This is a genomic window from Pseudomonas sp. NPDC086278 (assembly GCF_050280905.1).
Taxonomy (GTDB): domain Bacteria; phylum Pseudomonadota; class Gammaproteobacteria; order Pseudomonadales; family Pseudomonadaceae; genus Aquipseudomonas.
Genome location: NZ_JBNNWE010000009.1, coordinates 74,482 through 93,129 on the forward strand (window position 1 = coordinate 74,482; position 18,648 = coordinate 93,129).

General features: G+C 61.6%; 9 protein-coding genes and 1 pseudogene. 6 read left to right on the forward strand and 4 right to left on the reverse strand.

The window, feature by feature from the left end:
- The first annotated feature begins 89 nt into the window (after positions 1-89).
- The 5 genes from cobG to ACQKP4_RS04900 all read left to right on the forward strand — a co-directional run bounded on the left by cobG (position 90) and on the right by ACQKP4_RS04900 (position 11,806).
- Positions 90-1,397 carry a precorrin-3B synthase gene (cobG, locus tag ACQKP4_RS04880; protein WP_427630946.1) on the forward strand — a complete coding sequence of 436 codons (1,308 nt, stop codon included), beginning with the start codon at positions 90-92 and terminating at the stop codon, positions 1,395-1,397.
- On the forward strand, positions 1,390-2,016 hold the full coding sequence (locus ACQKP4_RS04885; RefSeq protein WP_427630948.1) for a precorrin-8X methylmutase: 627 nt from the start codon (positions 1,390-1,392) through the stop codon (positions 2,014-2,016). The genes cobG and ACQKP4_RS04885 overlap by 8 nt, the downstream gene beginning before the upstream one ends.
- Positions 2,016-2,747: a precorrin-2 C(20)-methyltransferase gene (locus ACQKP4_RS04890; RefSeq protein ID WP_427630960.1), complete on the forward strand. Its 732-nt coding sequence runs from the start codon at positions 2,016-2,018 to the stop codon at positions 2,745-2,747. The genes ACQKP4_RS04885 and ACQKP4_RS04890 overlap by 1 nt, the downstream gene beginning before the upstream one ends.
- Complete coding sequence (cobJ, locus tag ACQKP4_RS04895; protein WP_427630950.1) at positions 2,747-4,450, forward strand: precorrin-3B C(17)-methyltransferase; 1,704 nt, start codon at positions 2,747-2,749, stop codon at positions 4,448-4,450. Before ACQKP4_RS04890 ends, cobJ begins: the two co-directional genes overlap by 1 nt.
- A 261-nt stretch (positions 4,451-4,711) precedes the next feature.
- The gene (locus tag ACQKP4_RS04900; protein WP_427630952.1) at positions 4,712-11,806 is read left to right on the forward strand and encodes a TcdA/TcdB pore-forming domain-containing protein; all 7,095 of its coding nucleotides are present in this window, start codon (positions 4,712-4,714) and stop codon (positions 11,804-11,806) included.
- Between the two features lie 20 nt (positions 11,807-11,826).
- Here ACQKP4_RS04900 and ACQKP4_RS04905 read toward each other — a convergent pair whose 3' ends face one another.
- The 4 genes from ACQKP4_RS04905 to purH form a co-directional block, all read right to left on the reverse strand.
- Positions 11,827-12,423 (reverse strand): MarC family protein, encoded by a 597-nt coding sequence (locus ACQKP4_RS04905; protein ID WP_096513619.1) that lies wholly within the window; start codon positions 12,421-12,423, stop codon positions 11,827-11,829.
- Positions 12,424-12,488: 65 nt separating this feature from the next.
- Positions 12,489-15,266 carry a response regulator gene (locus tag ACQKP4_RS04910; RefSeq protein ID WP_427630954.1) on the reverse strand — a complete coding sequence of 926 codons (2,778 nt, stop codon included), beginning with the start codon at positions 15,264-15,266 and terminating at the stop codon, positions 12,489-12,491.
- 98 nt (positions 15,267-15,364) lie between these two features.
- Positions 15,365-16,660, reverse strand: a complete 1,296-nt coding sequence (gene purD / locus ACQKP4_RS04915; protein WP_427630956.1) for a phosphoribosylamine--glycine ligase — start codon at positions 16,658-16,660, stop codon at positions 15,365-15,367.
- 156 nt (positions 16,661-16,816) lie between these two features.
- On the reverse strand, positions 16,817-18,424 hold the full coding sequence (purH, locus tag ACQKP4_RS04920; protein WP_427630958.1) for a bifunctional phosphoribosylaminoimidazolecarboxamide formyltransferase/IMP cyclohydrolase: 1,608 nt from the start codon (positions 18,422-18,424) through the stop codon (positions 16,817-16,819).
- 131 nt (positions 18,425-18,555) lie between these two features.
- Here purH and ACQKP4_RS04925 point away from each other — a divergent pair.
- Positions 18,556-18,648, forward strand: a pseudogene (locus ACQKP4_RS04925) (glycine cleavage system protein R); the annotation flags it as partial.

Genomic DNA, 18,648 nt, shown 5'->3' on the forward strand with positions numbered 1-18,648 from the left:
TGCCGCCCGACAAAGCAGGCATAATACCGCGCCTTCGCCCGCGAAGCGCCTTTCCCACCTAGCCGGCCGCCCCCTTGAACGAACGCCCGATGTCCCACGCCTTACGCCCCTCGGCCTGCCCGGGGTTGCTGCGTATTGTCCAGGCACTGGATGGCGGGATTTGCCGGATCAAGTTGAATGGCGGTTCGATCAGCGCCGCCCAGGCCGACGCGGTGGCGGATGCGGCCGAACGTTTTGCCGGCGGGGTGATCGAGGCGACCAACCGCGCCAACCTGCAAATTCGCGGGATCGGCAGTCAACACCGCGCCCTGATCGACAGCCTGATGGCCGCCGGGCTCGGTCCCCGCAGCGCGGCGGGCGACGATGTACGCAACGTGATGCTCAGCCCAACTGCCGGGATTGATCCGCAGATGCTGTGCGATACGCGCCCGTTGGCCGAGCAGATTCTCGCCACGCTGCAAAACGATGCACGCTTGCACGACCTCAGCGCCAAGTTCGCCGTGCAACTCGATGGCGGCGAAGCGCTGGCGATGCTCGAGCATCCGCATGATCTGTGGTTGTCCGTTGCCGGGCGAGAGGACGAGCGTGTGTTCGCCTTCGGTCTGGCCGGGTGTCTGGTGGACCTGCCAGCGGCGGCGGTGCCGCTGGAGCAAGGCCATGCCCTGGTCGTGGCGGTGCTGGAACTGTTTCTTGAAATGGCGCGTCCCGAACAGACTCGCCTGCGGCATCTGCTTGCCGAATGTGCGCTCGACGACTTTCTCGCTCGCGTGGCCGAACGTGTGCCGCTGATGCCCGTCGAGGGCTGGCAGCGCACGGCGAATCGAGGTGACTTGCACATCGGCGCGCATCCTCAGCGCGACGCTGATCGTGTGTACGTCGGCGCGGTGCCGCCACTCGGCCGCCTCGATCCGGCGATGCTCAGGGGCGCTGCGCAACTGGCGCGCGAACAGGGCGACGGCACGCTGCGATTGACCCCATGGCAGAGCCTGTTACTTCCCGGTATCCATGCCGACGATTCGCCGCAGGTTATCCATGCTCTCGAACGGCTCGGCTTGCGGTGCTCGGCCGCCGATGCCTTGGCGCACCTGATTGCCTGCACCGGTTCGAGCGGTTGCGGTAAAGGCCTGGCCGACACCAAGGGCGATGCCCGATCACTGGCGGCGCTGCTGCAACGTGACGGCCAGACACTGAGCGTGCACCTGTCCGGCTGCCCGCGTTCCTGCGCGGCGGCGCACAGTGCGCCGGTCACGTTGCTGGCGGTTTCTCCCGGTCACTACGACCTCTATTTTCGCGATGCAGCACAGCCGGGTTTCGGCGCGCTGCACGCCCGCAATCTTACTATTGAAGCGGTCGCAGCCTTGCTCGACGCCCGCTCACGGAGCCCCTTAGATGCTTGATTACATCCGCGACGGTCAGGAGATCTATCGCAACTCCTTCGCGATCATTCGTGCCGAGGCCAACCTCGACCGCATCCCGGCCGATCTGGAAAAACTCGCGGTGCGGGTGATCCACGCCTGCGGCATGGTCGATGCCATCGACGGCCTGCAATTTTCCGACGGTGCGGGCAAGGCCGGGCGTGAGGCGCTGGCCGCCGGCGCGCCAATCCTGTGCGATGCGCGGATGGTCAGCGAAGGCGTCACGCGCACGCGGTTGCCGGCCAACAACCCGGTTATCTGCACGCTGCGTGATGAAAGCGTCGCGGATTTGGCCCGCGAGTTGGGCAATACCCGCTCCGCCGCCGCGTTGGAGTTGTGGCGCCCACACCTGGAAGGCGCCGTGGTGGTGATCGGCAACGCGCCGACCGCGCTGTTTTATCTGCTGGAAATGCTCGACGCCGGCGCACCGAAACCAGCGCTGATTCTCGGCTTCCCGGTGGGCTTCGTCGGCGCCGCTGAATCGAAGGCCGCGCTGGCCGCCGACAGTCGCGGCGTACCGTTTGTGATCATGCAAGGCCGCCTGGGCGGCAGCGCCATGGCCGCCGCCGCCGTCAACGCTCTCGCCACGGAGATCGAATGATGCAGCAACCTGGACGCTTGATCGGCCTGGGCGTCGGCCCCGGTGATCCGGAGCTGATTACCGTCAAAGCCCTGCGCTTGCTGCGCGAGTCGCCGGTGGTGGCGTATTTCGTCGCCAAGGGCAAAAAAGGCAATGCGTTCGGCATCATCGAAGCGCATTTGCAGGACGCGCAAACGCTGCTGCCGCTGGTGTACCCGGTGACCACCGAAGCCCTGCCGGCGCCGCTGTCGTATGAGCAAGTGATCAGCGATTTCTACGATGCGGCCGGCGAAGAACTCGCCGCGCACCTGGACGCCGGCCGGGACGTGGCGGTGATCTGCGAAGGCGATCCGTTCTTCTACGGCTCCTACATGTACCTGCACGATCGCCTGGCCGAGCGCTACGCAGCCGAAGTGGTGCCGGGCGTGTGCTCGATGCTCGGCGGCGCTTCGGTGCTGGGCGCGCCGCTGGTGTATCGCAATCAGAGTCTGTCGGTGTTGTCCGGCGTGCTGCCGCATGACGACCTCAAGCGTCGACTGGCCGATGCCGATGCGGCGGTGATCATGAAGCTGGGGCGCAACTTTCCCAAGGTCCGCCAAGTGCTCGAAGAACTGGGTCTGGCGGAGCGCGCGTTGTACGTCGAACGCGCGACCATGGCCAATCAGAAAATCGTCCCGCTGGATCAGGTCGAGCCCATGTCCTCGCCGTATTTCTCGTTGATCATCGTTCCCGGTGAAAGGTGGCAAGGCTGATGTCCCGTCCAGTTCCGGCGATTGTCATTCTCGGCAACGGCAGCCTCGCGACCGCGCGCAAGATTCAACGGCTGTACCCCGGCGCGTTGATCCATGGCCTGGCCGAACGGGTTGAGGGCGCCGACCGCGTCTATCACGAATTCGGCGCCACCCTGCGCGAGTTTTATCAACAGGACACGCCGATCATTGCCTTGTGCGCGGCCGGCATCGTGATCCGTACCCTGGCGCCGCTGCTGCTGGAAAAGGGCGCCGAGCCTGCGGTGCTGGCCGTGGCCGAAGATGGCAGCGCCGTGGTGCCGCTGCTCGGCGGCCTCGGTGGCGTGAACGTCATGGCGCGCGAGATTGCCGCCGCTCTTGAGGTCAGTGCGGCGATCACCACCAGTGGTGAATTGCGTTTCGGCACCTGCCTGCTCAATCCCCCCAGCGGTTACGCGCTTGGCGATCTGGAACTGGGCAAGCGTTTTGTCTCGGATTTGCTGGCGGGCGAACGCGTGCGTATAGAAGGCGATGCGCCCTGGCTGGCGCCAGCGCAGTTGCCGCAAGACCCGCAGGCGTCGTTGGCGATCCACGTCGGCAGTGCCGAGCGCGTGCCGGCGGCCAACGAATTGCTGATCTACCCGCTTAGCGTGCTGGTGGCGGTGAATGCCGCAGCGGACGATTTGCCAGCGACCGTTCGCGCGGCGCTGCGGCAGGCGAAAATCGCCGGGCAATCGGTGGCGTGCCTGCTGGCGAGCGATCTGCAAATGGCCAACCCTGTATTGCGCGAAGCGGCGCTGGAGCTGAATGTGCCGCTACGGTTTGCCTCGGGGGGCGCCGATGTCAGCGAACTCGCCCGCCAGGCGGCGCCAGACGCAGCCGTGGTGTGGGCTGACAACAGCATCGCCATTTCGGTCGCCAGTGCCCCGTTGAACCTTGCGCACATCGGTCGTCCTCGCGGTCGTCTGGCGGTGATCGGCCTGGGCCCGGGTGCCGCCGAACTGATGGTGCCGGCGGTCAAGACCGAACTGGCGCGGGCCAACGATGTGCTGGGTTACGAAACCTACGTGCGCATGGCCGGGCCGTTCCGCGCCGACCAGGTGCTGCACTGCACCGACAATCGCGAAGAAATGCAGCGTGCTCGCCATGCCTTCGAATTGGCGGCCCAAGGGCGCTCGGTGGTGGTTGTATCGTCAGGCGACCCCGGTGTTTTCGCCATGGCGGCGGCGGTGCTGGAAGCACTGCACGAATCGAGTGAGCCGGGTTGGCACACCGTTGAACTGGAAATCCTGCCGGGCGTTTCCGCCTCGCTGGCGACAGCGGCCCAGGCCGGGGCGCCGCTGGGCCATGACTTCTGCGTGATGTCGCTGTCGGACAACCTCAAGCCGTGGGCGATTATCGAGAAGCGCCTGGACCTGGCGGCCGAAGCCGACCTGGCGCTGGCGTTCTACAACCCGATATCGCGGTCACGTCCGTGGCAATTGGGGCGGGCACTGGAGATTGTCGGGCAGCATCGCAGCGTCGCGACGCCGGTGGTGTTGGGCCGGGATATCGGTCGCCCGGGACAGACCTTGCGCGTGACGACACTGGGGCAGTTGACCCCGGACCAGGTCGACATGCGCACCATGGTGTTGATCGGTTCTTCGACCACCTGCGTATTTCCCCGGGCCGACGGTGGCGAGTGGGTGTATACGCCGCGCTGGTATGGCGAAAAACCAACTTCGTAACTAAAAGCGGCTTCGGCGAAGCCGCTTTTAATTATTAATCATTTAAATTCAAGTGTCCCGGTCATGGCGTTTTAGTTGGTCGTTGTCTTTTTTTGTTTGCATTGATTGCACGCCTGCTGTTGTTCACGGTGTTTGTTTGTCGACGGCGCTGTCGGTAACTAATTGTCGGTTTTCTTTTTTTGAGGCGTGAACTGACTTCGGTTAGGGTTTCAGCGCTTTAATATAAACGGCCATTGGTTTTTCAACAGGGAAGTGTGTTTTATGAACAAGCAGGAAGTTCGTGCTGCCAACGGGTATGTCAGTTTTATTGATCTGTTCAAACTGTCTGATCTGGAACAAGCCTTACAGGAACATAAGGGAACCGAGGCGTATGAGGCGGTGTTCCGGTATTACTTCGGTTGTATCGGCGTGCTCGATTATCCAAGAATGCTGGCGCCGCTGGGTTTGTTGCGTGAGGCACTTGCGACATTAATTGAACCCGGTAGGCGCCGCCGCCGTGCGGCGGGGGCTCAGCCACAACCGACCCCGGACGTCGGCGATGCGCCGGGCCTGGCTGAAATTCAGCAACGGGTTGAAGGTTTTCACCAGCGTCTGGCCACCAGTATTGGACAGTTGACTGCCGCGGCGACTGAAGTGCCAAAGAACCTGCACTTTGTTTGGCTCGGTGGTGGGCTCGGGGATATCCAGCGCGATTACATTAATGTTTGGAACAAGGTATTGGCCGCGCAGGGTTATACCGTAAAGCTGTGGTATGACAGCGACGCATTGCTGGCTTATGAAACGAATAGAATTGTTGTCGAAGCGGCAAAAGCCGACGCCATGATCAATGGCGGATATACCAGCGATTCGGCCTATGCGCTGGGTGATAAATATGAAGAACGAGTGATTGTTCTCAAACAGCAAATGTTCGCGCATATAAATAAAGCGGTTGCGCGTGGTATCAAACCGGATGATGCACGCATTGATCTGCTGGTCCGTGGTTATGGCCAGGACGAAACACGGCTGAAAGCCCTGAGGGATAAAAACGGCTTGAGCCTGTCGGCCTTGGGCGAGGGCGGAGTTGAACTCCATGACCTGGCGAACAACAAGACGTCGTTGCACTTGCAGGCTATTTACGAACGGGAAATCAGCCTGCGTGGAAATTTCGCCGCCGCCTCCGATGTGGTTCGCGCCGAGGCCCTGATGGCCGAAGGTGGGCATTACGCGGACGTCGATAACCTGCCGCCTCTTCTGGAAACCCTGGGCGGGGTGGATATCAGCCAATTTGGCACCGATGCGCGTCTGGGCGTATTGCAGCTGCTGCTGGATCGTAATCCAGAATGGATGCCGGGCCGGCAGGCACTGCGCAGCAAGTACACAAGCTATTTTGAGGCGATCCCCCAAGAGCACCGCGCGGCGCTGGAGTTGTTTGCCAACAGTCGCCCCGAGATGTCCCGGGTGTTCAGCCCGCCGACAGAACGCCTTGTCCGTCCGAATGGGCTGCGAGCGGTCGCGGAACAGCACAGCCTGAGCAATGCGTTCCTGATGGCTCATGCCGGATCGCCGATGCTGCTCGCGGTCATCGAACGTTTCAAACTCAACTATGAAATGGTCGATGCCACGGCCCGCTTGGCCATTGAGAGAAAAGTCGTTTTTACCGACGCCCAAGCCATGAGTGAACTGGCTTTGGAGGTCATCGAGAAAAAATTCGGCCCGTTGCGCGAGCTGTCACCAGACGAAGAGTTGTCGCTCAGCTTTCTGGTGGAAGCCGCCGCGAGCTATTACAGCGACGGCATTCGCCCGCAGAGCGAAGTGACGATCTACCTGACCGGGCCGGCGGCGATGCGCGACGCGATCGCGGACTACGCCAGGGTGCATTTCACCCCGCGAGCAGCCGATGCCTGGCGTGCGGAAGTGGCTATCGCCGCTGCCGGAACGGTCAACCGCGCCACCGAGGAGGAGCTGGACCACTCCTGGAAAGAAAACGAAAGCGACACCGCCCAGTGGCTCATTAAAGAAAAACAACGGTGGGAGGCCGGGCAGTTCAAAGCGCGTTATGTCGGCAAACTGGACCAGTTGCTGGAGAGCCAAACCGTTTATTTCGACCGGGGCTGGCCTGTCATCGAGGGGCGACACGTGTTGTCGACCGAAATATTGCAGACCCTTGCGCAACAGCTTGGCGAGCCGTTTCTGCAAGCGATGAGCCAACGAACCGCTGGCGAGGTGACGTTCGACACGCCATTGCAGCTGGGGTTTGACGATCGCCAGTCCATAGTCGCGCAGGAGATCGCGCCCCCGCCGACGTCGCTCGGCGATGCATCGCCCGGTGACTTGCCACTCGATGAATTGCTTTACCAACTGGGAAAGGGCGTCCTGCAAGTCGAGCAGTTGAACCCTTTGCAGCGGCTGTTGATCGGCTCGTTGCTGGGGGCGCGGGCAATGGACCAACGCAACTTCGACGCGGTCAACGCCGGGCTGGAAAACCTCGCCAATACGGTGTCGGAACTGGGCGTATCGCACCGGTACGGCGCTATTGAGCGGGAGTTGTTCAAGCAACGTCTTCCGGCGTTTGAAGCGGGGTTGGCGAGTGAAACGCTGCCCTCGGCGGGGTTGTCCGAGACCAGTGTCGAGCTGAAGAGGAAGTCGTTCGAGCAGCCACTGACGCTGTTTCAATGGGGGCGCCAAGTGGCCCGGATTCAGCAGGTTGCCACGCTCGAATACCGTGACCGCGTTGGTGAGCGGATGACCGAAGTATTGGAAAGCTTCGATCACGGCAGTTTCAAACTGGTGCCGCAAGACTTGCTGCTTCAGGGCGGCGGAGACCGGATCGCCGGGCGTTGTTACCCGCTGGCACTGGCCATGGCGGCGGCGCTCCATAAGGGCAGTAGCGCGGCCAACATCCTGCGTGAGCGGTTTTACCTGGCGGTGATTGAACCTGACACCCGCGAGTCCACGGCATTTGTCAGCATTATCGAGGAGTTGCGAGACACCGATATCCATGACCTGGGCGGGGTGGTGATGCGCTCCGATCTGGCGCAAGTCATCGCATCGCTGGAAGAAAAAGCCAGCCCCCGAACGTTGATGCTCAATTCCGACAACCACTCGATGCTGGTCGCCAAAACGCTCGACGGCGCAAGTCACACCTATCATTTCTACGATCCGAATTTTGGCGTCTTCGAGTTCGATACCGCGAACGCGCTTGGCGAAGCTCTGACGCTTTTTTTCGTTGGCAAAGAAATGGCCAGGCACTACGGCGCCTATGGGCAGCCTGATCGTCCGTCCTTTGATTTGATTGAACTCGACGCTGCCCGACTCAATGACCAGGTGCTGCCGTCGGGCGTTCGCGTGTCCAGCCTGTCAGCCTCGGACGCCTTGCCTGAGCAGGCGCCACGGGTTCGGCAGCGGCTGGCGAGTGCCCGTGGGCAGTCACTGATGAACAACCCGGCGCTGGGCAGTTCACTGCTGCAACTCGATGCCCACTGGTGGGGCGCGCAGATCGCCCAGGCAACGCGGCAATTGCAGCAACAGCATGGATTGTCGGCGGGTACTGTCGCACTGTTCGAAACACTGGAAATCACTCCGGCCGGGACCTACAAAATCAGTCTGGTCGACCCCGCCAAACCGCAAGTCATCGAGCGTGTCACCACGGGTGATCACCGCTTCCTGAGAATCAGGAATTTCCTCTCGCAAACCTTCCATTCGCTGGTGGCCGAGCCCCATGCCGCGCTCAATCCGACGGATACGACAGAAGCCGGCGCGGTCCACACCCTGAACGCCGGGTTTACCCTGCAAGCCATGATGAACGCGCTGCGTCATCACGAAAGCGCGGCGGGCGGCAGTGACAAGGCCTTGACCACCGCCGTTCGTCTGCATGCCTACGTCAACTATGCCCAGCTGGTGCATGGCAACGTGGTGGATGTGGCGGGCATCGTGAAACTGGTACGTCAGGCGCTGGCTGATGAAAAGCTGATCGCCCGTACCAGTGCGCCGTTAGTGCAAAAGGCCCTGGGGCATGTGGCCAACGAAGGCGTCGGCATGGTGCTGGGATTGGTCAACGTCGGCTTCGATATTTATCAGTTGAGCCACGCCACCAACGACATTGAAAAGGCACAGTTCGGGACGCAGTTGGCGTTCGATTCGGCCAGTGCCGTGTTGGGCGCCGCCGGTCTGGGGGCGGCACTCGTGGGCGCGGGTACGGCGGCCGCTGTGCTGGGCGGCGCCGGAGTGATCCTCGGCGGGCTGGCAGTGGGCATTGCCGCGTTAGCCGAAGGCTTTGCGACCATTGCCGAGGAAGCCAAGGAAGTCGGTCTGTTTTTCGAAGGCCTGGAAAAGGCTCACCGGGACGGCGGCTACCACTTGGACAAGGCGTCGAACGCCTGGCTACCCCATCCGTTGATGGTATTCAACGCTGTGGATTTACGTGCATCCAGCGTCCGTTTCGACAGTCCGAAATTGTTCCCGCTGCGGGACCACTTCGGCGTGCCGGATTTCGAGGTGGATTACACCCGCGCCGTTGATATCCGCCAAGGCCTCGAGTTGCCGGCCCAGGCGCATTTTTCGCCGCAGGCTGGACAGACGATTGTCCTGCCGTGCACACCGAAGACCTTTTACGGCTACGAGTACAAACTGCTGCCATTTGTCACGCTTCGCCATGCCCATGGTTTCGACACGGCCCGTCGTCTGGAGAAAAAGAATGAGCAGGGACAGTGGCAATTTCTGTTTTCGTTCTATTCGTTTCCCGGTGAGTACGTCGTCAATAAATTGAAACCGGTCTATAAACCGACGACGTTTGATGTGCTGCTCGATAACCGCGAACGTTCGCTGGTGGTGCCTGCGTTGCCGACGGTGTGGCAGGGGAAAATTGCCTATCGGATAGAAGGGGCCGGTGCTCAATGTTCCGTACTGCTCAGTCCAGGGGTGAGCCTCGACCTGCGCGCGCCCGGTCATACCGCCATGCATTGGTTACTGCTGGCGCCTTGGCTGGCCGAATCCGATGTGCGGATAGAACCGAGGGGGCGACTCGTTTCGAGCGGTCTAGACGTGACGTTCAGCGGCAGTGGCGCCCACGAGGTGTTGCTCAAGCTGGCGGGTAACAAAATCATGCGGGTAGATCTGGTCGCCGGGCTAATGGTGGTCGTCGAAGAGGACGCTGATCCGGCGCTCGGTGAACAGGCGCTGCTGGATCACTTCAGAACGCTGGCTCATGAGCATCGCCTCGCGCTGCCTTACATTCCCGTCCACCAGTTTGTGGTGCCGTTCGAAAATCCGGACGAACCCAGGAAGGTCACGGCTTACTACGACTCGGCGCAGGATCGCTTCCTGCATATACGCGACCCTGATGTCTTGCTGGCCAACGAGGTCATATTGGGGACAGTGCTGGAGCAGTCGGCGTATTTCTATCACCCCGAGAGCTACAGCGTCTGGCAGGTCGATGCGAATACCGGCATCTTGCTTCAGCGCTATCGATTACTCGTCACTCGCGCAAAATCCACCATCAAGCGCTGCGACGCGGTGGCCGGCGGTGCTGTGCAGGTTGTGCAGCATATCCATCGGGAGGACGGCCAGCAGATCGAATTGACTTACCTGATCCACGACCGCCGTGTGTGGCTCAGCTCTGTCACCCTGGGGCTGGCGCCGGCGCTGGACACTGTGTTGGAGGCCGATGCCCTGACCGACTGGAAGCTAGTGCTCGGCGAGTATGTGATGCCCGGTGCACGGGCGCATACGGTGAACTGGCTCCCCGGTGCACTGGTATCGATTTGTTGGCAGTTGGACGCCAAGTGGCGGGATCTTGTTTGGGTCCGCGACAGTGACGGTTTGATTATCCGTGCGCCGGCCCCTCGTCGCCGCGCTCGCGGATGGGCTGACTCGATCAAGGGCTTGAACGAGCTTTTACTCATCACGCCTGCCGGGGCTGAAGGCGACACTTTCCTGACCTACGACAAACGCCCGCAAACGCTGGTGCGTCGACACCGGTCATGGGTAGAGGGGCGCTTGCAATGGACTGACCGGGTGATCAGCCCCGACGGGTTGAAAGAAGTGGTTGCCGTTGAGCAGGGCTACCTCGCCCTGACCGACTCCGGTCTGTTTTTCAACATAACCCCAGACGGACGCCTTCGATTTGGCGGGCTGACCGAGCAGTGGCTCAAGGGGCAAACCCAGTGGTGGTCGGCGCTGCCAGCCGTGGCGACGCAGTACCCAGTCCCGAGTTTTGCGATCCTGGGGCTGACCGGTTTGAAGGGCGATGCCGTGTGCGCCTTTTATCTGGATGATCGCTTGCTGCTCGCGGACCTGGGGCATGGCAACGAAGTACGGTTGCTTGGCATTGTCCCGGACAACCAGGCTGTCTGGCTGTTTGATCTGCGCGCCGGCAAGATTTTCCGCCAGCCCTTTATCGCGCCGGACCGTCTGAGCGCGGCATTCGCACAGGGCACCAAAGTAGTGTCGGCCGAGGCATTGCCGGCGCCGCAACAGGAGTGGGCTTCGTGGACGTTCGCCGATGTGGCCGCGCAAGGAACGGGCCTGAAGGCAACCACCACCGACGGCGTGGAGATGGACCTGCAACACAACGAGCAACCGATCATTACCGGTGTCGACAGCCAGTGGGTCGCTGCCCGGGAGGGTGCATTGCGTGAAGGTCTGGCCGTGTTGGCGAAAGAACATCGATGCGCCGATTTCCTGTCCGTCCAGGATCCCGACAACGTGCAGTGGTATGTGGTCCGCACCGGCAGGCTGATCGGCATTGCGAAGGCTGCGATGGCGGCGCGTTACACACTGGTCGGCACCCGCCATCAAACCAATGTGATGCTGCACGAGCGCGGGGACGGCTTTTTGCACACCTACCCGCAAGCCAGCCGGGTCGGGCCGCTGGACTATATCGAGCGAAACGCCGGAGTCCTGGTGGTCGAAGGACCGAAAGCCGGGGCGGATCTGCGCTCGTTGATAGCGGATGATGTCAACGTCCTGGTGCTCAAGATGGGTCAGGGCTCAACGATCTGCCGGCTCTCCAGAGCCGCGTGGTTGCAACTCGAGTCGGTGATCGTTGATTGCCGCTATTCACTGGATCACGCGCCCTCGGTCCCGGGAAAACTGATCTGGGACATCGAGATGTCGGATCAGTTGTGGGCGAGCCTGGAGGGGGAGCACCTGGTGATCGTGGATGCGGACAGTGGGCACAGCCTGATCTTTCGAGGCGGGTACGCATCGGATGTGACGTTGCGCGGTGATGTGTTTCTTGCGCTCGCGGGTTACCGGTCGTGCGCGGTCTCGGAAATCGTCGCCCGGTTGCTGCGGCAACAGGGCGCGTCCGGTGGCGCATCGTTCAAGGCGCTGATGTCGCACGATCATCTGGACACGATCGCCGAGAAGGCTTTTTAAGGCATGGCGGCGCTGGCGGGTTACGGCACCAGATAACCCTTCACGCCGGTGAAGATAATCTGCGCCGCCAGCGCGCACACAAACAATCCCATCAACCGGCTGACAATCTGCAAGCCCTGGTCGCCGAGAATGCGTTCGATACGGTTGGACAGATAAAGCACTACGCCAACCGTAAAGCTGGCCAGGGCAATACTGAGAATCGCCGTGAGTTTGTCGTCCCAATGCGGCTGGCTCACGCCCATGACCAGCAGCGCACCGATGGTGCCGGGGCCGACTGTCAGGGGAATGGTCAGCGGGACGATGGTCACGTCCTGCTGCACGTTGTCGGTCTGCACCGCCGATTTGCCCTGGGCCATGCCCAGCGCGGAGATGAACAGCACGCTGCCGGCACCGATGCGAAAGGCGTCCACGGTGATGCCGAAGACGCTGAAAATCACTCGCCCGAACAGGTACAGCAAAACACTGGAGACCAGCGTGGCAATCGCCACTTTCCAGGCCAGGCGACGTTGTTCCTTGCGCGAATAACCGCGTGTCAGGCTGATGAAACAGGACAACACGAAGAACGGGCTGTAGAGCACCAACATCTTCAGGTAAACACTGAACAACACATGGAGCATGGTGCGAGCCCGCAGGTCAGGGGAAGTCGATGGGGAGTCTATCAGGCGCTGCGAGGTCTGTCGGCTCAGGAGGTCGGTGCGGTCGTGCGGTTCTGCTGATCACGCTGGGCCACCCAGTGTTCGATCAGGTCGCGCAACTGCGACAACTCGACCGGTTTCGCCATGTGCCCGTCCATGCCGGCCTGACGCGCGCGTTCTTTGTGCTCGGCGAGGATGTGTGCGGTCAGCGCGACCACCGGGGTGCGCACACGCTGGTTGCCGACTTCCCAGGCACGTAATTGCTGTGTGGCGGAGAAACCGTCGAGGATCGGCATTTCACAGTCCATCAGCACCAGGTCATAACGCTGGGCTTTCATCGCCTGCAAGGCTTCTTCGCCGTTGCTGGCGGTGTCCGGCTGCAGGTTGAGCTTGCCGAGCATGCCGCGAATCACCTTGGTCGAAATGGTGTTGTCCTCGGCCACCAGAATGCGGAAATCGCTCGGCACTTTGACTGGCAGCGTCGGGCCGACAGGCAGATGTTGTGACACGGCCGGGCCTCTGTTGCGCTGATTCAGTTCGTCCGCCAGCGTGGTCTTGAGGGTGTAGCCGGCGACCGGTTTGGCGAGGATGCGCTTGATACCGCAATTGCGCGCGATGATCTTGCTCGGTGCATTGCTGATGCCGGTGAGCATGATCAGCAGGATGTCGTGGTTGAGGCTCGGGTCTTCCTTGATCTTCGCGGCCAGTTGCATGCCGGTCATGCCGGGCATGTTCTGGTCCAGCAGGACCACGTCGAAATAATCACGCAGGTGAGCCTTGGTGCGCAGCAGCGCCAGTGCTTCCTTGCCGGACGGCACGGCACTGACATTCAGGCCCCAGGCGCTGCACTGCTGCACCAGCACTTTGCGGCAAGTGTCGTTATCGTCCACCACCAACACGCGGGCACCTTGCAGCGGGCCATCCAGGTCGGAGGTCGGATGCTCCAGACGGTCAGGGTCCAGCGGCAGGGTCAGCCACAACGTGCTGCCCTGGCTGTTGCCACTTTTGATCCCGAATTCGCCCTGCATCAGGCGGATCAGTTGACGGGCAATCACCAGCCCCAGGTTGCCGCCCAGGCTGGTCGCCGAGAGGAAATGCTTGCTGTGCAGTTCGGCGTTCATCAGCGCTTCGCGTTCTTCCGGCTCCATCGGCACGCCGCTGTCCTGAACGGCGATACGAAGGCGCGGTTTGGCGCTGCGTTCATCGAGCGCGACGACGATCAGGATCTCGCCTTCGTCGGTTTTCTTCAGGGCGTTTTCCAGCAAGCTCAGCAAGGTTTGACGCAAGCGTGTCGGGTCACCACTGATGACGCGCGGCACTTGCGGCTGAATGAAGCTGATCAGCTCGACGTTCTGCTGCTCGGCTTTGGCGCGGAAGATACTCAGGCAGTCTTCGATCAAGGCATTGAGGTCGAACTGCACATCGTCCAGTTCGATCTGCCCGGACTCGAGCTTGGAGATATCGAGAATCTCGTTGATCAGCGTCAGCAGTTCGTTGCCCGCGCTGTGAATGGTTTGCACGTAGTCGCGTTGTTTGACCGACAGCGGCGTGCCCAGCAGCAACTCTGTCATGCCCAGCACGCCATTCATCGGCGTGCGGATTTCGTGGCTGATCTTCGCCAGGAATTCGGCCTTGGCATTGATCTCGGCATTACTGGCCGCGAGGTCGCGACTGACGCTGAAACGGTCTTCGGTGATGCTGCGCTGACGCTCACCCAACGCAATGCTCATCAACAAGCCGCTGATGCAAATGAATGCCAGCAGCGTGAGTATCAGAACTTGCGGGGCGACCAGGGCCAGGCCCAGCAGGGCGGGCAACATGATCAGCGTGCCGATGTTGAACACCACCATCGCCGCCACGAACAGGCGCGCCGGGCGATAGCCCTTTTGCCAGTGGTAGGCACCGACGAACAACATGCTGAGGCCGGCCAGAGCGACCAGGGCGTAGGTAATGATGTTCAGCGGCAGGGTGTTGACGAACAACAGCAACAAGCCGCCGGCCACGATGAACAGAATGTCCCCCAGCAGCAGCTTGTTCAGTGGATGCGGACCGAGCGGAGAGAAAAAACGGTAGGCGAACATCAGGCCGCAGGGCGCCGTCAGCAGCAGCGCAAAATAGGCGCCGGGGGTTTGCAGGGCGAGCCAGTTCGGTAGCCAGGCACCTGCCAGGTTCAGCAGCAGCATCAGGCTGAGCATCAGCAACGCTTCGCATCCGGCTAGCCACAGACTGCTGCGTGACCGGGTATACGCGTAGCGAATCAGGTTGTGCAGGGTCAACATCCCGATGCAACCGAACAGCAAGCCATAGAGCAGCATCTGGCTCTGATCGGCCGCGGACGTGATTGCCGATTGCAGGGTGATGTGAGGCCTTAACTGGTGCTCCGACACCAGGCGCAGGTACACGTCCAGGGGTTTGTCGATTTGCGGCAGCGGCAACATGTAGTCGCTGCTGGGCAGTGGGCGGTCAGCCTGGGGTTGCCCGGTTCCGGTGTTCAGTTGATCAATCAGCGTGTCGCCGTCGAGCACATACAGATTGAGGTGTGACAAGTCGGGGGCGAATACCCGCAGCAATTGTTCGTGCTTGCCGGGGGCCAGTCTGAAGCGCAGCCACAACGCGCCATCGGGCTCGGCCGCGGTGAGACGGTCGAGTTCGATAGGGCTGAATTGATTGGTGTATCGAGAGGAACGGATGTCGCTGAGTTGCAGGCTGCCCTGTTCGTCGAGCAATACCGCCCAGCCACTGCCCTGCGCGGCCTGTGCCGGGAGCATGCAGAGCAAGGTCAGCAACGTGACGGTGAAACCTATGGCAATCCTGAGCCAGCGCACGGCGAAATCCCTTCGTAGGTTGATGCCAGATTATAACTATGCGCGGCGCCGGAATATTCCGGCAAGGGCCTGACGCCCTTGCCTGGCCGAATGGCGGATTATTCCTGGCTTTCGCCGCGCTCGCGGGCAATGGCGCGGTAGCCAATGTCCTTGCGATAGAAACAGCCTTCCCAGTCAATCTTTGCCGCCAGTGCGTAAGCCTGTTGCTGAGCCGCATCGACGCTGGCGCCCATCGCCGTTGCGCACAATACCCGACCTCCGGCTGTCACCACCTGGCCGTTCTTCAGCGCCGTGCCGGCGTGGAAGACTTTGCCTTCCAGTGCCGCGGCGGCGTCCAGACCGTTGATGGCCACGCCTTTCGCGTAATCACCCGGATAACCGCCGGCTGCCAGCACGATGCCGACGCTCGGACGTGGATCCCATTGCGCTTCGACCTTGTCCAGCGCTTGCGCCAGAGCCGCCTCAACCAGCAAGACCAGGCTCGACTGCAAGCGCAGCATGACCGGTTGGGTCTCAGGATCACCGAAACGGCAGTTGAACTCGATGACTTTTGGATTACCCGCCTTGTCGATCATCAAACCTGCGTACAGGAAGCCAGTGTAGACGTTACCTTCGTCGGCCATGCCGCGAACGGTCGGCCAGATCACCAGGTCCATGACGCGTTGATGGACCTCGGCAGTGACCACCGGGGCCGGGGAGTAAGCGCCCATGCCGCCGGTGTTCGGACCGGTGTCGCCGTCGCCGACGCGTTTGTGGTCCTGGCTGGTGGCCATCGGCAATACGTTCTTGCCGTCGACCATCACGATGAAGCTGGCTTCTTCGCCGTCCAGGAACTCTTCGATCACCACGCGGGAGCCGGCATCGCCAAAGGCATTGCCCGCCAGCATGTCGCGCACGGCGTCTTCGGCTTCAGCCAGCGTCATGGCAACGATCACGCCTTTACCGGCGGCCAGGCCGTCGGCCTTGATCACAATGGGTGCGCCTTTTTCACGCAGATAAGCCAGGGCCGGCTCGATCTCGGTGAAGTTCTGGTAGTCGGCGGTCGGGATCTTGTGGCGCGCCAAAAAGTCCTTGGTGAAGGCTTTCGAGCCTTCGAGCTGAGCAGCGCCAGCGGTCGGGCCGAAGCAATCCAGGCCACGGCGACGAAACAGGTCGACAACGCCAGCCACCAGCGGCACTTCCGGGCCGACGATGGTCAGGGAAACGTTTTTCTCGGCAAAGTCCGCAAGCTGCTCAAGGGCCAGCACGTCGATAGCAACGTTCTCGCACTTGGCTTCGATGGCGGTGCCGGCGTTGCCTGGGGCAACGAACACCTTCTGCACACGCGGATCCTGAGCCACTTTCCAGGCCAGGGCGTGTTCGCGGCCACCGCTGCCAATGATCAAAACATTCATTTCAAAAACCTCGGATGACGCTAATTCTTGATTGCACCGCTGGGGGTGCCTTTATGTGGGAGCGGGCTTGCTCGCGAACGCGGCGGCACATCCAGCATCAATGTGACTGAACAGACGCTTTCGCGAGCAAGCCCGCTCCCACAGGGGATCGGTATATCAGTGACGGAAGTGGCGCATGCCGGTGAAGACCATGGCGATGCCGGCCTCGTCAGCCGCCGCGATCACTTCGTTGTCACGCATCGAGCCACCCGGCTGGATCACCGCCGTGACGCCGGCCTTGGCCGCATTGTCCAGACCGTCGCGGAACGGGAAGAACGCGTCCGACGCCATCACCGAGCCGGCCACCTGCAACCCGGCATGCTCAGCCTTGATCGCCGCGATCCGCGCGGAGTTCACACGGCTCATCTGGCCCGCGCCGACGCCGATGGTCTGACGGTTCCGGGCGTAGACGATGGCGTTGGACTTGACGTATTTGGCGACTTTCCAGGCGAAGATCAGGTCGTTGATTTCCTGCTCGGTCGGCGCGCGCTTGGTCACCACTTTCAGGTCTTCGCTGCCGATCATGCCGACGTCGCGGCTCTGCACCAGCAGGCCACCGTTGACACGTTTGTAGTCCCACGCGGCGGCGCGATCCGCCGACCACTCGCCACAGGCCAGCAGGCGCACGTTGGTTTTGGCCGCCACGATGGCGCGGGCTTCGGCGCTGACGCTTGGGGCGATGATCACTTCGACGAACTGACGCTCGACGATGGCCCTGGCGGTTTCAGCGTCCAGCTCGCGGTTGAAGGCGATGATGCCGCCGAACGCCGATTCGGTGTCGGTGGCGTAAGCCAGTTCGTAAGCCTGACGGATGCCGCCTTCGGCGTCCGGGCTCACGGCGACGCCGCACGGGTTGGCATGCTTGACGATCACGCAGGCTGGCTTGACGAAGCTTTTTACGCATTCCAGCGCGGCGTCGGTGTCGGCCACGTTGTTGTACGACAGCTCTTTGCCTTGCAGTTGGGTCGCGGTGGCGATCCCGACTTCGGCAGGCCTGGCTTCCACGTAGAACGCCGCGCTCTGGTGCGGGTTCTCGCCGTAGCGCATTTCCTGGGCCTTGATGAACTGGCTGTTGAAGGTGCGCGGGAATTCGCTGCGACCTTCGGTGCTGAGGGTTTCAGCGGCCTGGTTCACGGTGCCCATGTAGTTGGCGATCATGCCGTCGTAGGCAGCGGTGTGCTCGAAGGCCTTGAGCATCAGGTCGAAACGCTGAGCGTAGGTCAGGCCGCCGGCCTTGAGGCCTTCCAGCACGTTGGCGTAGTCGCTGGCGTTCACCACGATAGCCACGTCTTTATGGTTTTTCGCTGCCGAGCGGACCATGGTCGGGCCGCCGATGTCGATGTTCTCGATGGCGGTCGGCAGGTCGCAGCCTGGCTTGTTGATGGTGGCTTCGAACGGGTAGAGGTTGACCGCCACCAGATCGATCGGCTTGATGCCGTGCTCGTTCATGATCGCGTCATCGATACCGCGACGACCGAGGATCCCGCCGTGGATTTTCGGGTGCAGGGTTTTCACCCGACCGTCCATCATCTCTGCGAAACCGGTGTAGTCCGCGACTTCCACTGCGGCAACACCGTTGTCGCGCAGCAGCTTGAACGTTCCGCCGGTGGAGAGGATCTCGACGCCCAGAGCTTCCAGCTCCTTGGCGAATTCGAGGATCCCGGTCTTGTCGGAGACGCTGATCAAGGCGCGGCGGATCGGCAGGCGGGTAGTCTGGTCGGTCATTTCAATTTCCATCAAAAGCAAAGGAGTCAGCAAAAAAGGCGACCGGTTTTACGCGGGCGCCTTTCTGGTTTGATTGAATGCTTACAGCAAATCGTACTGCTTGAGTTTCTTGCGCAGCGTGCCTCGGTTGAGTAGGTGTGCCAGCCGAGGCCTACGACGAATTGGTCGATGCCCTACAGGCATTGTCTGCCCAGGGCATTCGCGTGCTGATTGCCGAGAGCGGC

Bases quoted from the DNA above. Each gene is read 5' to 3' on its own strand.
- ACQKP4_RS04905 (WP_096513619.1), bottom strand. From the start codon at position 12,423: ATGCTCCATGTGTTGTTCAGTGTTTACCTGAAGATGTTGGTGCTCTAC.
- cobJ (WP_427630950.1), top strand. From the start codon at position 2,747: ATGTCCCGTCCAGTTCCGGCGATTGTCATTCTCGGCAACGGCAGCCTC.
- ACQKP4_RS04890 (WP_427630960.1), top strand. From the start codon at position 2,016: ATGCAGCAACCTGGACGCTTGATCGGCCTGGGCGTCGGCCCCGGTGAT.
- cobG (WP_427630946.1), top strand. From the start codon at position 90: ATGTCCCACGCCTTACGCCCCTCGGCCTGCCCGGGGTTGCTGCGTATT.
- purD (WP_427630956.1), bottom strand. From the start codon at position 16,660: ATGAATGTTTTGATCATTGGCAGCGGTGGCCGCGAACACGCCCTGGCC.
- ACQKP4_RS04900 (WP_427630952.1), top strand. From the start codon at position 4,712: ATGAACAAGCAGGAAGTTCGTGCTGCCAACGGGTATGTCAGTTTTATT.
- purH (WP_427630958.1), bottom strand. From the start codon at position 18,424: ATGACCGACCAGACTACCCGCCTGCCGATCCGCCGCGCCTTGATCAGC.
- ACQKP4_RS04885 (WP_427630948.1), top strand. From the start codon at position 1,390: ATGCTTGATTACATCCGCGACGGTCAGGAGATCTATCGCAACTCCTTC.